12 protein-coding genes are annotated in these 13450 nt (G+C 51.4%); all 12 read left to right on the top strand.

What is annotated here, in order from left to right; genetic code table 11:
• Position 1: 1 nt before the first annotated feature.
• The 12 genes from ACM530_RS01605 to ACM530_RS01550 all read left to right on the top strand — a co-directional run bounded on the left by ACM530_RS01605 (position 2) and on the right by ACM530_RS01550 (position 13448).
• A complete protein-coding gene (locus tag ACM530_RS01605) occupies positions 2-2212 on the top strand; it encodes a bifunctional prephenate dehydrogenase/3-phosphoshikimate 1-carboxyvinyltransferase (protein WP_416364130.1) in 2211 nt (736 codons plus the stop codon).
• Positions 2209-2898, top strand: a complete 690-nt coding sequence (cmk, locus tag ACM530_RS01600; RefSeq protein WP_145163144.1) for a (d)CMP kinase — start codon at positions 2209-2211, stop codon at positions 2896-2898. The genes ACM530_RS01605 and cmk overlap by 4 nt, the downstream gene beginning before the upstream one ends.
• Positions 2899-3017: 119 nt before the next feature.
• The gene (gene rpsA / locus ACM530_RS01595) at positions 3018-4712 is read left to right on the top strand and encodes a 30S ribosomal protein S1 (RefSeq protein ID WP_064451489.1); all 1695 of its coding nucleotides are present in this window, start codon (positions 3018-3020) and stop codon (positions 4710-4712) included.
• Positions 4713-4875: 163 nt separating this feature from the next.
• Entirely contained in the window at positions 4876-5160 is a 285-nt protein-coding gene (locus tag ACM530_RS01590) for a hypothetical protein (RefSeq protein ID WP_242193867.1), read from the top strand.
• 132 nt (positions 5161-5292) lie between these two features.
• Positions 5293-5589, top strand: coding sequence for an integration host factor subunit beta (ihfB, locus tag ACM530_RS01585; protein WP_003218804.1), 297 nt, complete (start codon positions 5293-5295; stop codon positions 5587-5589).
• Positions 5590-5613: 24 nt separating this feature from the next.
• On the top strand, positions 5614-5859 hold the full coding sequence (locus ACM530_RS01580) for a lipopolysaccharide assembly protein LapA domain-containing protein (protein ID WP_416364129.1): 246 nt from the start codon (positions 5614-5616) through the stop codon (positions 5857-5859).
• Positions 5860-6823: 964 nt separating this feature from the next.
• Positions 6824-7954 (top strand): DegT/DnrJ/EryC1/StrS family aminotransferase, encoded by a 1131-nt coding sequence (locus ACM530_RS01575; protein ID WP_416364128.1) that lies wholly within the window; start codon positions 6824-6826, stop codon positions 7952-7954.
• 2 nt (positions 7955-7956) lie between these two features.
• Complete coding sequence (locus ACM530_RS01570; protein WP_416364127.1) at positions 7957-9216, top strand: O-antigen translocase; 1260 nt, start codon at positions 7957-7959, stop codon at positions 9214-9216.
• 13 nt (positions 9217-9229) lie between these two features.
• Complete coding sequence (locus ACM530_RS01565) at positions 9230-10678, top strand: hypothetical protein (RefSeq protein ID WP_416364126.1); 1449 nt, start codon at positions 9230-9232, stop codon at positions 10676-10678.
• Positions 10675-11910, top strand: a complete 1236-nt coding sequence (locus ACM530_RS01560) for a hypothetical protein (protein WP_416364125.1) — start codon at positions 10675-10677, stop codon at positions 11908-11910. Before ACM530_RS01565 ends, ACM530_RS01560 begins: the two co-directional genes overlap by 4 nt.
• Positions 11885-12778, top strand: a complete 894-nt coding sequence (locus tag ACM530_RS01555) for a hypothetical protein (RefSeq protein WP_242193855.1) — start codon at positions 11885-11887, stop codon at positions 12776-12778. Before ACM530_RS01560 ends, ACM530_RS01555 begins: the two co-directional genes overlap by 26 nt.
• The gene (locus ACM530_RS01550) at positions 12759-13448 is read left to right on the top strand and encodes an acyltransferase (protein WP_416364124.1); all 690 of its coding nucleotides are present in this window, start codon (positions 12759-12761) and stop codon (positions 13446-13448) included. The genes ACM530_RS01555 and ACM530_RS01550 overlap by 20 nt, the downstream gene beginning before the upstream one ends.
• Positions 13449-13450 lie beyond the last annotated feature (2 nt).

Here is a 13450-nt window from a genome sequence, read left to right as displayed (position 1 = left end):
TATGATCGGACGCCTGGTGGTGGTGGGTCTGGGATTGATCGGCGGCTCGTTTGCCAAAGGCCTGCGTGAAAGCGGGCTGTGCCGCGAAGTGGTCGGTGTGGACCTGGATCCGCAATCGCGCAAGTTGGCGGTTGAGTTGGGCGTGGTGGATCGCTGTGAAGCAGACCTGGCGCTGGCTTGCCAGGGTGCGGACGTGATCCAGCTCGCGGTGCCGATTCTGGCGATGGAGAAGCTGCTGGCCTTGCTGGCCGGCATGGACCTGGGGCAGGCGATTCTCACGGATGTCGGCAGTGCCAAGGGCAACGTGGTGCGCGCGGCGCAACGGGCGTTTGGCGGCATGCCGGCGCGTTTTGTGCCGGGCCACCCGATTGCCGGTTCCGAGCAGAGTGGTGTCGAGGCGTCCAATGCGCAGTTGTTCCGTCGTCATAAAGTGATCCTGACGCCGCTTGAGCAAACCGACCCGGCCGCCTTGGCTGTGGTCGATCGCCTGTGGCGTGAACTGGGTGCGGATGTCGAGCACATGCAGGTCGAGCGTCACGACGAAGTGCTGGCGGCGACCAGCCATTTGCCGCATTTGCTGGCTTTTGGCTTGGTGGATTCGCTGGCTAAACGTAACGAGAATCTCGATATTTTCCGCTACGCCGCCGGTGGTTTCCGCGATTTCACGCGTATTGCCGGCAGTGATCCGGTGATGTGGCATGACATCTTCCTTGCCAATCGCGAGGCGGTGTTGCGCACCCTGGACACCTTCCGCAGCGACCTCGACGCCTTGCGCGACGCGGTGGATGCCGGGGACGGCCATCAATTACTGGGCGTGTTCACCCGTGCGCGGGTGGCGCGTGAGCACTTCAGCAAAATTCTGGCGCGTCGGGCTTATATGGAAACTGCTGTGAACGCCGATGAGCAGACCTTCCTCGCCAACCCGGGTGGCCGCCTGAGCGGACAGATTCGGATGCCGGGCGACAAGTCGATCTCCCATCGCTCAATCATGCTCGGCTCGCTGGCCGATGGCGTGACAGAGGTTGAAGGTTTCCTTGAGGGCGAAGATGCCCTGGCGACCTTGCAGGCGTTTCGCGACATGGGCGTGGTGATTGAAGGGCCGCACCATGGGCGCGTGACCATCCATGGCGTTGGCCTGCATGGCTTGAAGCCGGCGCCGGGGCCGATCTACCTGGGCAACTCCGGAACGTCGATGCGCCTGTTGTCCGGCTTGCTGGCGGCGCAGCGCTTCGACAGTGTGTTGACCGGCGATGCTTCGCTGTCCAAGCGCCCGATGAGCCGCGTGGCCAAGCCACTGCGCGAAATGGGCGCGGTGATTGAAACCGGGCCGGAAGGGCGTCCGCCGTTGACTATTCGTGGAGGTCAGGCATTAAAAGGCCTGACCTATACGCTGCCAATGGCCAGTGCGCAGGTTAAATCCTGCCTGTTGCTGGCGGGCTTGTATGCCGAGGGTAAAACCTCGGTGACCGAGCCTGCACCGACCCGTGACCACACCGAACGAATGCTGCGCGGCTTCGGTTATCCGGTGCAGGTGCAGGGCGCTGCGGCGTCGGTTGAGTCGGGCCATGCGTTGACCTCCACGCATATTGAAGTGCCGGGGGACATTTCTTCTTCTGCATTCTTCCTGGTCGCGGCGTCGATTGCCGAGGGTTCCGAGCTGTTGCTGGAGCATGTGGGGATCAATCCGACACGGACCGGCGTGATCGATATCCTGCGGCTGATGGGCGCGGACATCACGCTGGAAAACCTGCGTGAGGTCGGCGGGGAGCCGGTCGCCGATCTGCGCGTGCGTGCTGCTGCGCTGAACGGCATCGAGATTCCCGAGGCGTTGGTGCCGCTGGCGATTGATGAGTTTCCGGTGTTGTTCATCGCGGCGGCCTGTGCTCAGGGCCGTACCGTGTTGCGCGGCGCTGCAGAGCTGCGCGTGAAGGAATCCGACCGTATCCAGGTAATGGCCGACGGTCTGCTGGCGTTGGGCGTGAAGTGTGAACCGACACCCGATGGGATTATCATTGACGGTGGCCTGATAGGCGGCGGCGAGGTGCATTCCCATGGCGATCATCGAATTGCCATGGCCTTCAGTGTGGCGTCCCTGCGGGCGACAGCGCCGATTCGTATCCGTGACTGTGCCAATGTGGCTACATCTTTTCCGAACTTTCTTACACTGTGTGCCCATGTCGGCATTCGTGTTGCCCAAGAGGCTCAATTGTGAATATCAAAGCACCGGTGATTACCATCGACGGGCCAAGCGGCTCGGGCAAAGGCACGATTGCCGGCATTTTGGCCAAGCGCCTGGGCTGGTGCCTGCTGGATTCCGGCGCGCTGTACCGTTTGCTGGCCTTTGCCGCGCGTAACCACGGCGTCGACCTGACCAACGAAGAATCCCTGAAGCTGCTGGCGGCGCATCTTGATGTGCAGTTCGTCGGCGCGACGGAAGGTCATCCGCAACGCATCATCCTCGAAGGCGACGATGTGACCGATGATCTGCGTAACGAACAAGTTGGCTCCTGGGCCTCCCAGGTTGCCGCGCTGCCGGCCGTGCGCGACGCGCTGCTGCAGCGCCAGCGGGCGTTTCAGGAGCCGCCGGGCCTGGTCGCGGATGGTCGCGACATGGGCACCGTGGTGTTTCCAGACGCGCCGTTGAAGATTTTCCTGACCGCCAGCGCCGAAGAGCGGGCGCGCCGCCGTTACTTGCAGTTGAAGGGCAAAGTCGATGGTGTTAGTCTGTCGAGTCTGCTAGATGAGATCCGTGCACGCGATGAGCGTGATACCCAGCGTGCGGTAGCCCCGCTCAAGCCGGCGGCTGACGCCATACAGCTGGATTCCACGGAGTTATCCATCGAGCAGGTGCTGGAACGCATCTTGAGTGAAATCGCCATTCGCGATATCACCGGGTGACCAAGAAGGCTGCAGGGGACCAGTCATAGTCCTGCGGTGCTTCTTTTAATTGAAACTGACCCACACCGTCTGGGGTGTGGAGATGGGCGTATTCTTCGCCCTTATCAACAGGAATTAAAATGAGCGAAAGCTTTGCGGAACTCTTTGAAGAAAGCCTAAAAACCCTGAACCTTCAGGCAGGCTCCATCATCACCGGTGTTATCGTTGATATCGATTACCAAGCTCGCTGGGTAACCGTTCACGCTGGTCTGAAGTCTGAAGCTCTGATCCCGCTGGAACAGTTCTACAACGATGCTGGTGACCTGACTATCAATGTCGGTGACGAAGTTCACGTTGCTCTGGACTCGGTTGAAGACGGTTTCGGTGAAACCAAGCTGTCCCGTGAAAAAGCCAAGCGCGCTGAATGCTGGATTGTTCTCGAAGCAGCCTTCGCAGCTGAAGAAGTGGTCAAGGGCGTTATCAACGGTAAGGTTAAAGGCGGCTTCACTGTCGACGTTAACGGCATCCGTGCGTTCCTGCCAGGTTCTTTGGTCGACGTTCGTCCAGTGCGCGACACCACGCACCTGGAAGGCAAAGAACTCGAATTCAAGGTCATCAAACTCGACCAGAAGCGCAACAACGTTGTCGTTTCCCGTCGCAGCGTCCTGGAAGCAGAGAACTCCGCCGAGCGTGAAGCTCTGCTGGAATCCCTGCAGGAAGGCCAACAAGTCAAAGGTATCGTCAAGAACCTCACCGATTACGGCGCATTCGTCGATCTGGGTGGCGTCGATGGCCTGCTGCACATTACCGACATGGCTTGGAAGCGTATCAAGCATCCTTCTGAAATCGTCAACGTTGGCGACGAGATCGATGTCAAGGTTCTGAAGTACGATCGTGAGCGTAACCGCGTTTCCCTGGGCTTGAAGCAGCTGGGCGAAGATCCATGGGTTGCTATCAAAGCTCGTTACCCAGAAAGCACTCGCGTAACCGCGCGTGTTACCAACCTGACCGACTACGGCTGCTTCGCAGAGCTGGAAGAAGGCGTGGAAGGCCTGGTACACGTTTCCGAAATGGACTGGACCAACAAAAACATCCACCCTTCGAAAGTCGTACAAGTCGGCGACGAAGTGGAAGTTATGGTTCTGGACATCGACGAAGAGCGTCGTCGTATCTCCCTGGGCATCAAGCAGTGCAAATCTAACCCATGGGAAGATTTCTCTGGCCAGTTCAACAAGGGCGATAAAATCTCCGGCACCATCAAGTCGATCACCGATTTCGGTATCTTCATTGGTCTGGACGGCGGCATCGACGGCCTGGTTCACCTGTCCGACATCTCCTGGAACGAAGTTGGCGAAGAAGCTGTTCGTCGTTTCAAGAAGGGCGACGAGCTGGACACCGTTATCCTGTCGGTTGACCCTGAGCGCGAGCGCATCTCCCTGGGTATCAAGCAACTGGAAAGCGATCCGTTCTCCGAGTACGTTCAAGAGAACGACAAAGGCGCAATCGTTAAAGGCACTGTGAAAGAAGTTGACGCTAAAGGCGCCATCATCACTCTGGCCGACGATATCGAAGCGACTCTGAAAGCCTCCGAAATCAGCCGTGACCGCGTTGAAGACGCACGTAACGTTCTGAAAGAAGGCCAGGAAGTAGAAGCCAAGATCATCAGCGTTGACCGCAAGAGCCGTGTAATCCAGCTCTCCATCAAGTCGAAAGACGAGATCGAAGAGAAAGAAGCCATTCAGAGCCTGCGCGACAAGCCAGCCTCTTCTGAGCCTTCTGCTGGTCCTACCACTCTGGGCGACCTGCTGCGTGCACAGATGGAAAAACAGAACTAAGTTCTGTCAGACCATAGAAAAAGGGCGACTTCGGTCGCCCTTTTTTGTGCCTGAAATTCGTTGAATCAATACCTAGAACCAAGGTGCGCAGCACAGTGTCAGAACTGGCTATAGTTTTATTAAAAGCACGGTTGTCAGTGATGTTGTTTCAATAAGGATTTCGATGAACAAGTTTATTTTAATCTTCGCCGCAGTCATGCTTGCCGGCTGCTCTACCACCAGCGCCAAAACTCACGTCAAGCGCGGTGTCAGTGGTATCGAGGTCGACTGCTCGGGCCTCGGTGGCAATTGGAGCAAGTGCGAGAAGCGCGCTGCTCGCGAATGCAAGATGCAAGGCTATAAGGTCATCACTCGATCCAGCGATGCCAAGGACGAAGAGGGCGACTATCCGTTCGGCTGGAATCCCGCCGGCGCTGTAACTCGCACTATGCTGGTGATCTGTAATTGAGGCTCAAAGGCGCATGTTGCGGGTGTCCGCCTGTGCAGCAGATAAGTTGTCGAGTGGGCTGTTCAAATTCATCAAGTCATGCTAAAACCTTTGAAGCGCTTTTCCTAGCTGCTTGAAAAAGAAGGGAAAAATATGACGAAGTCGGAGTTGATCGAACGAATTGTCACCCATCAAGGGCTGCTTTCATCCAAGGATGTAGAGCTGGCTATCAAGACTATGCTTGAGCAAATGTCCCAATGTTTGGCTACTGGGGATCGGATTGAGATCCGTGGTTTTGGCAGCTTCTCCTTGCATTACCGCGCACCGCGCGTCGGCCGTAACCCAAAAACCGGGCAGTCGGTCAGCCTTGATGGCAAGTTTGTACCTCACTTCAAGCCTGGAAAGGAATTGCGGGACCGGGTGAACGAAGACGAGGAAGAAGGCGTCTGAGTCTTTTTGGGGTGGGAGAAATTTATGCGTGGGGTAAAGCGCGTTGTTCTGGTGCTGGCGGCATTGATTGTTGCGCTAGTAATTTTAGGCTTTGTGCTGGAAAACCAGCAGAGCGTGGCCCTTTCATTCCTGGGCAGGACGACTGTACAGATGCCAGTGTCGGTGTTTGTAGTGGTCGCGTTGATCATCGGGATGTTGATCGGTCCACTGTTAGGCGTTGGGTTGGCGCGTAGCCGGCGCCATAGGTCGACCTCGGCAGTGCGCGGTTAACCTCCTATCCTGATGCCAAAGGTGTGCGGTGAGGTCGTTGTCTAACCGCTAGAGCTCTATCACGTGGGCTTACGGGTCTGTAGTGCTGTAGTTAGATATCTTGAGGTATTAGCCATTCTAATGCTTTTTCTTTGAGTATTCAGTGCGCCGCACTCTGATTACTCGGATATGTACTACACATATGTCTGACCTGTTAGGCGTTAGATTCAGGGTGAGCGGGAAATGCTGCTGAAAGATGGCGCATAGCGCACCCTCATTTGGTAGAAGCACCAGGTCATAGATAGTGTAACAACGCCTGTAAGTGAAAAATCTCTACACTCTTCTTGCAAAACTGCCCTCTGCGCAGCTTCAACTCGTTTTACCTCAAAGAAAATCTCGGTCGTTAGTGTCTCGGATGGCAGCATCTGCGGTCGCCAGTATTCCTTGTGATCGCCCTTGAATACAAAGCAAGTAGCGACTATTGCTCTGGAACGATTAACGAATCCACCGCCTTCGATCGAGCAACGAGCAAAGGAGCATGCGTCAGGAGCGAAGACTCGGTGAACGCGCCGTTTGGCGTGCGTATTTTCTGTAGGCTCATTATTGAAAGCCGTTGAAAGTCTTATACACCTAATAAGTTAGCGAGCTATTTAATTGGTTGCGCACTAATGGGGTGTGGCAGATCAGTACCATTGTGGGCAACTCTTTCAGCATTAGTCGCTTTTTCATCATTCAGTTTTGTTGAATTGGAGAATAGGCGCTGTATCATCAACACCCCAGCGTTTTGTTAACACATACGCGCCCAGTTAAAGACGGAAAGTTTTGCGGATCCGATCGATCAAGCGTGACGCTTTGGAGAGATCAGGTATCGCAGCCCGGATTTCCGATCCTAGTCGGATCAAAGAGGGCATGAATTTGTGGTGGTGCAGAGACCTTCTGTGCCTCCACGCACCTAATAACGAAGCACCTACGTCAGGTATTTTTGATGATTCAATTTCTCGATCTAAAGTCATTGAACAAGGCTCTCCGTGAAGAGCTCGTTGAGGCGGCCACACGTGTCATCGACTCGGGCTGGTACATTCAGGGTGAGTTCCTCAAGCGCTTCGAGGAAGAGTTTTCCATTTATACCGGCGCCAGCCACACCGTCGGCGTTGCCAACGGCCTTGATGCTCTGACACTGACTATTCGTGCCTGGAAAGAGCTGGGAAAGCTCAAGGATGGCGATGAAGTCATTGTTCCGGCCAACACCTACATCGCAACGCTACTGGCTGTAACGGAAAACAACCTGAAGCCGGTTTTGGTCGAGCCTGACGAAATTACCTACAATCTTTGTCCTGAGAATCTCGAGCGTGCGCTGACGACCAAAACTCGGTTGATCCTGCCGGTCCATCTCTATGGGCAACTGGCCGATATGCGCGCAATCAATACGATTGCCAAGCGTGAGAATCTACTGGTACTCGAGGACTGTGCCCAGGCTCATGGTGCGCAGATCGACGGCAGAAGTGCCGGCAACTGGGGTGATGCGTCCGGTTTCAGTTTCTACCCAGGTAAAAACCTCGGAGCGTTGGGTGACGCAGGCGCGATCACGTCCAACGATGCTGAGTTGGTGAACATGATTCAGGCTCTGCGAAACTACGGCTCACACGAAAAGTATAAGAATTTGGTGCAAGGCGTAAATAGCCGTCTGGATGAGATTCAAGCCGCAATGTTGAGCGTCAAGCTCAAGTATCTGCAGGCACAGACAGAGGCTCGTCGTCGTGTGGCAAGCCTTTATATGAATGGAATTAAAAATCCCTTGATTAAACTGCCCTTGGGCAGCGACGTCGATGTAATGAAACATTTTTCCCACGTCTGGCATCTGTTCGTGGTGCGCTCCGAGGTTCGGGAAAAGCTGGTACGTCATCTCAACGCGTCGGGTATTCAAACATTAATTCACTATCCGATTCCACCTCATCAGCAACAGGCCTATGCGAGCGCCGATTTTTATAACCAGTCGCTTCCTGTTACGGAGCGCATCCACAGCGAGGTATTGAGCCTGCCGATGAGCCCGATCATGACCGATTCAGAAGTTCACAGTGTCATTGAGGCCTGCAACGCTTTCTCTATAGACGCCTGAATATGACGCTGCTCAGAACAAGCTTCCTCAACGGTATCGCGGTCGTTATCAAGATGCTCACCTTGCTGGGCATCAATAAAATGTTGGCCATCTATGTAGGTCCATCGGGCTACGCTGCCTTAGGGCAGTTTCAGAACGCCGTGCAGATGGTAACGACGTTCTCGACAGGGGCCATCAGTACTGGCGTTACGAAGTACACTGCTGAATATCAAAATGATGAAGATGCGCAGCGCCGGGTATGGCGTACGGCGGGTACGATTGCCTGTATAGGATCTGTATTGACATCGGTGCTTATCGTTATATTCAGCAAGCCGTTGGCTGTGTGGTGTTTTAATGATGAGGCCTTATATAGCGTATTTATCTGGTGCGCAGCCACCGTCATATTCTTTTCATTTAATACATTGCTGCTTGCGATCCTCAATGGCAAAAAAGAAATTAATCGATACATACTGGCTAATATTGGTGGAAGTCTCCTTTCTCTATTAGTCATTATCGTTATGGTGAGGCAGTTTGGTCTATATGGTGCGCTGATTTCATTGGTGCTGTATCAGTCTATCGCTTTCTTCGTGACATGCCTGCTGTGTTACAAAACCGAATGGTTCCGATTTTCCAGTCTGCTCGGAAAGTTAGACAGGCAAATTGCGATCAACCTGACAAAGTTCACGGCGATGGCGCTCACGACTGCTGCATGCGTGCCCGTTAGCCATATCCTGGTGCGTAATTATCTAGGTGCGGAGTTCGGCTGGGAAACCGCCGGGTATTGGGAGGCCATGTGGCGTCTGAGTACCGCTTATCTTCTGTTAGTGACTACAACGCTGGGCTTGTATTTTTTACCCAAGTTGTCAGAGCTGGTCAATCCGCTGGATATCAAGAGAGAGATTCTTCAAGGTTATAAACTGATCCTTCCTGTCGCGATGGTCTGTGGGGTGGTGATCTATAGCTTGAGGGATTTTATTATCGGCTTGCTTTTCACCCAAGCGTTCAGTCCGATGCGGAATTTTTTCGCATGGCAGATGCTGGGAGACACGCTTAAAATTGCCAGCTGGATACTTGCTTACCTGATGCTGGGTAAGGCAATGGTTAAAATGTATATTCTCACAGAGATATTTTTTGCACTGAGTTTTTACGTGCTTACGGTGTTGCTGACGAAGGTGGGCGGTCCGGTGGGTGTTACGTGGGCTCACGCAGCTAATTACGGTATGTATTTGATAGTCATGTACTTTCTTATTTATAGAAAACTAAATAAAAATAACGCAGGATGAGGATGTTTCGCCCATGAGTCGCTTGCTATCTTCAATCCGCGATTTAATTCTAATGCAAAAAGACGTTAACAAGAGCGTCGATTTAGCGGAAGTGTATGGGGCAATATTGTGGGCGGTTGATAAAGGTATTTACGACGATCCCGAACTGGAGGAAATATTAACTGCTCGATGCATGAGTGTGTTGTCAGTTGGCGAAATTCACTCGCCGTTGAAGGATTGTATCCATCTGATCTCTGAGCCGTATCTCATTGGTGGGCACACGCGGCTTATGGAACAGCTTTCGACAATGCATACGGAAAAGCCTGCTCTGCTGATAACGCGTAAAAGTGCCGAGCGTGCGCTTGAGCGAACCCGAGGTTTTTTTTTCGAAAGCACCCTGATCAGTGCTTACACACCCATCGAGAAAATTGCTGAAATTATTCAATGCCTAAAACCTTATAAAAGAGTGGTGTTGCATATTCACCCAGATGATATGGTTTCTGTCATCGCATGCAAGATTCTAAAGACTGTCAGCACGACGAAGATCTATTTCGTAAACCATGCTGATCATGTGTTTACTTACGGCAGTTCGGTAGCAGATATATACTTTGAACTGAGCACGTTTGGCCGTCGTCGAGACCTGAAGAAAACGATCTCTGGAAGCAAGTCTTTTCTAGGGATTCCGTTGACTAGTAAGTTGTTATCAAAGCATCACAGCCTGCCCAATAAAAATAGCACATTAAATTTTTTCAGTGCGGCGTCGCCCTTCAAGTTTAAACCGGTCAAAGACTATGATCTCAGGCCAGCCATACGCAAAGTGCTAGCTGAGTTTAAACACTCAACCTTCTGGGTCGTCGGCGCCAACCCGCTTACCAATACGTGGTGGTGGCCAATAAAATTGCGGTATTGGAATAGGTTTAAAGTAGTTTCCTCGTTGCCTTACGAAAGCTACCTGGCACTCTTGGAGCGCGCAGATTTTTACGTCGACAGTTACCCTACTCCGGGCGGGACTGCCTTTGCGGAGCAACTCTTCAATGGCCGCCGTTGTGTCGGGTTACGCGCGCCTATACAAGGTTATTCACCGGCCGATAATTTGAAGCGTGACAGTGTAGAGGCGTTTATTAACAGCATTTTTCAGGGGAGCAATGATAGAGCTGTTATTGCGTCAGTGCTGGCTGTTAACGGGTATGAGGCAGTTAAGTCCCGCTATCTGGCTTGTCTCTACGAAGATATCATGTGTGCCAACGAGATGGAGAAGCACGTGGCGTGGACGGGAGATATTAGCGTCTACGAGCAGCCGGGAAAAATAACGTCGGCAATTCCGCCGGAGGTCGTTTCCAGATTAATTGAATTTGATAAAAAATTTATGCGTGCTCTATTTCTCGAACTCAGCGCCACGCAAAAAATCAAAGTAGCCCTTAAGCTGGCGCGTTTGAAAATCAACGAACTTCGCTTTAAAGAAAGCCGGACGGGTAAAGCATGAGGGCGTTAGGTCTACGCTTACTTCTGATGATGCTCATACTCTCGGACTACGTCATTTTAACGCTTCACGCCCCTAGTGTCGTTGGAGCCTGGCGCGAAGGTATTGTACTAGCGTATATTCTTCTCACTGTGCTAATCACTTTTTTCCAAGTGGGAACCCGGTATACGATTCCTCGGCGGTATAAAGAACAGCTTCTGACCATCCTGTTTTTTGTAATATTTTATTGCATCTGCGGCGAGTTTTCCGAAGCATCGTTCCGAATATTCCGATCATTCGCCATGCCGATTCTCTTTGCGCTGATGATCAATGCAGTGTGCCTGGGTCTGGCGCTTGAAACAAAGTTGCGTATTATATTTTCCACGCTCGTCGTAATGACTTTTGTCTCAGGCGCATATGCTATTTATCAATACCTGACAATCAGCGATGCGGGACAATTCTGGTATTGGCCTCTACTGTCCGAGAAAGGTTTCGAACTGGAGATCTATAATTCGATGAGAGATGGAAATCCGAGGATGTCAGGTTTTTTTACGGGCACCCTTGAGTTTTCGGCCTTTATTTTGAACACCACGCTCTTTGCGTGTTGCCTGCTTGTGCAAGTCTTCAGGAAGAGGACCTATGATCGAAGCTTTTTCCTGTATCTGCTGGTGGCCCTGTTTTCCACTGTGCTGATTATTTATGGTTCGGTGAGGACGGCGGCTATCGGTATGGTTTCAGCTGTTTTTTTCCTGGCAGTGTTACAGTCATTACGTCGAAGCATTTTTATCGGGCTTCTAGGATACAGTTATTTTATTTGCGTGACGGGCTCTATTTTTCTATACCTGGCACTCGGATATACAGAGGATCTCTCCGCTCTTGACAGGGTTCGGCAGTGGTCGGTGGTACTTGAATCGCTCAATACAATGCCATTGGGTCTTGGTTTCGGGGCTATTGGGCCAGGTCAGACATATTGGTTTGACTCGCTGTGGTTGAATCTGCTGGCGTCCTCTGGTTATCTGGGCGTTGCTTTAATGCTCGGGTTGATCTGTTTCTATAGCAAGATTGTCATCGCTACTCAACAGCTGCGTATCGGGGGGAATGTATTTATCAGGGGAGTGGCTGATTATATGGTAATCAGCTACCCTTTTTTCCTTAGCAGCTTTTTCTTTCAGTCATATACAAATAGTGTAGTGCTGTACCTGTTCGCGTCAATTACAGTGGTGGTGATGTATGAGTCGAAATATCGTGCAAACTAAGATTTCGATATTGATCGTTCTTTATAAAAGGCATTATAAAGAATCTGCTGCCATCACAACATTATTGAGTAATGTCGACATCTTCGATGCGCAAGGTATCAGCGTTGAATTTTTCGTGTGGAATAATACGCCTCAATGCTCACCGGCGTTGTCGAGCGAAAATTTGACGTGGTTTGAGGGTGATAATAACGGTTTGGCTTATATTTATAATCGCGTTGCGGACATAGCTTTTGCAGGGGGCGCAACGCATTTCATGATCTCGGATGATGATACGGATTATTCAAGCCAGAATTATGTTGAGGCGATTTCCCGAGCGCTTGAATATGAAGCCGCGTCGGCAGTTGATTTGTTTGGCGTCATGTTGCCAAAAATTTATTCAAGAGAGAAATTGGTAAGTCCGGGACTACGCTTCTGGTTCTTCGGCCGATTGTCCGACCACGTTGACAGTGGCATTAATTCATCACGTAATAAGTTGGCTATCAATAGTGGTGTGATTTTCAATAAGTCTTGTTACGAAAAAATGTCGCCCCTGTTTGATGAGCGTCTTAAGTTTTACGCGACGGATACCGCATTCTTTGTAAGGTACGAATCCTTTTATCCTCATTTTTATGTGTTGGACACTTGCCTGCAGCACGACCTTTCCGAACATACATCGGACAGCGCTGAACGAGCCATTTTTCGCTTTCAAGAAATGATCCGGGGGCTGCGCGTCATCTTTGAGCATAAGGGTTACCTCTTTCGTTGTGTCATGGAGGCCTATTTGCTTGTCTCATCGTTAAGAAAGAGCTTCTCGTATAAGAACGCAGGATTTTTCCATTCCTACTATTCGTCGTTTAAAGGAAAAAATAATGCTGATAGAATTAGTTGAATTTCTTTCTTTTAGAGTGAGAAAGCGTGGCATCAAAATTGACAAGCGTATTTCTGATACCTATCTTTTGAATTTCGTTGTTTCAAAAGCGCTAATGGCATTTAACGGGTTTTTAAAATTCAGGAGGTTGTCAGTTATTCTTGTAGGAAAAGGCGTCACTTTAAAGGCCCGATCAATGATCACTGCAGGTAAAGGCTTGGTCATTGACGATGGATGCTTTATCGATGCATTGGCGGTCAAGGGCATTGTCTTTGGGCGGGGGGTTTCCTTAAAGAAAAATGTTACCATCGAGTGCACGGGTAGTTTGACCCAATTAGGCGAAGGACTCTCGGTAGGCAATGATGTAGGCATCGGCAGCGGTAGTTTTTTGGGTTGCGCCGGTGGCATTACTATAGGGAGTGACACAATTATCGGGAATTATGTTTCGTTTCATTCGGAGAATCATAATTTTTCTGATCCCACACTACCTATTCGCCTTCAGGGCGTTAACAATGAAGGGATCCACATCGGCAATAATTGTTGGATAGGGGCTAAAGTGACTGTTCTGGATGGTGTTGTACTTGAGGACGGGTGCGTTGTAGCCGCAGGAGCAGTTTTGAAGGCTGGACGATACGCTGCCAACTCCATATACGCGGGCGTTCCGGCAAAGCGTATAAAAGAACGCAGCTAAAG

It is taken from the genome of Pseudomonas sp. NFX183 (assembly GCF_047943075.1).
Taxonomy (GTDB): domain Bacteria; phylum Pseudomonadota; class Gammaproteobacteria; order Pseudomonadales; family Pseudomonadaceae; genus Aquipseudomonas.
The sequence above is the reverse complement of the archived record's forward strand: the minus strand, read 5'-3'. Positions and strand labels throughout refer to the sequence as shown.

Excerpts from the sequence above, each read along its gene's own strand:
- ACM530_RS01575 (WP_416364128.1), top strand. The coding sequence starts at position 6,824 with ATGATTCAATTTCTCGATCTAAAGTCATTGAACAAGGCTCTCCGTGAA.
- ACM530_RS01560 (WP_416364125.1), top strand. The coding sequence starts at position 10,675 with ATGAGGGCGTTAGGTCTACGCTTACTTCTGATGATGCTCATACTCTCG.
- ACM530_RS01580 (WP_416364129.1), top strand. The coding sequence starts at position 5,614 with ATGCGTGGGGTAAAGCGCGTTGTTCTGGTGCTGGCGGCATTGATTGTT.
- rpsA (WP_064451489.1), top strand. The coding sequence starts at position 3,018 with ATGAGCGAAAGCTTTGCGGAACTCTTTGAAGAAAGCCTAAAAACCCTG.
- ACM530_RS01565 (WP_416364126.1), top strand. The coding sequence starts at position 9,230 with ATGAGTCGCTTGCTATCTTCAATCCGCGATTTAATTCTAATGCAAAAA.
- ACM530_RS01570 (WP_416364127.1), top strand. The coding sequence starts at position 7,957 with ATGACGCTGCTCAGAACAAGCTTCCTCAACGGTATCGCGGTCGTTATC.
- ACM530_RS01590 (WP_242193867.1), top strand. The coding sequence starts at position 4,876 with ATGAACAAGTTTATTTTAATCTTCGCCGCAGTCATGCTTGCCGGCTGC.
- ACM530_RS01550 (WP_416364124.1), top strand. The coding sequence starts at position 12,759 with ATGCTGATAGAATTAGTTGAATTTCTTTCTTTTAGAGTGAGAAAGCGT.
- ACM530_RS01555 (WP_242193855.1), top strand. The coding sequence starts at position 11,885 with ATGAGTCGAAATATCGTGCAAACTAAGATTTCGATATTGATCGTTCTT.
- ACM530_RS01605 (WP_416364130.1), top strand. The coding sequence starts at position 2 with ATGATCGGACGCCTGGTGGTGGTGGGTCTGGGATTGATCGGCGGCTCG.
- ihfB (WP_003218804.1), top strand. The coding sequence starts at position 5,293 with ATGACGAAGTCGGAGTTGATCGAACGAATTGTCACCCATCAAGGGCTG.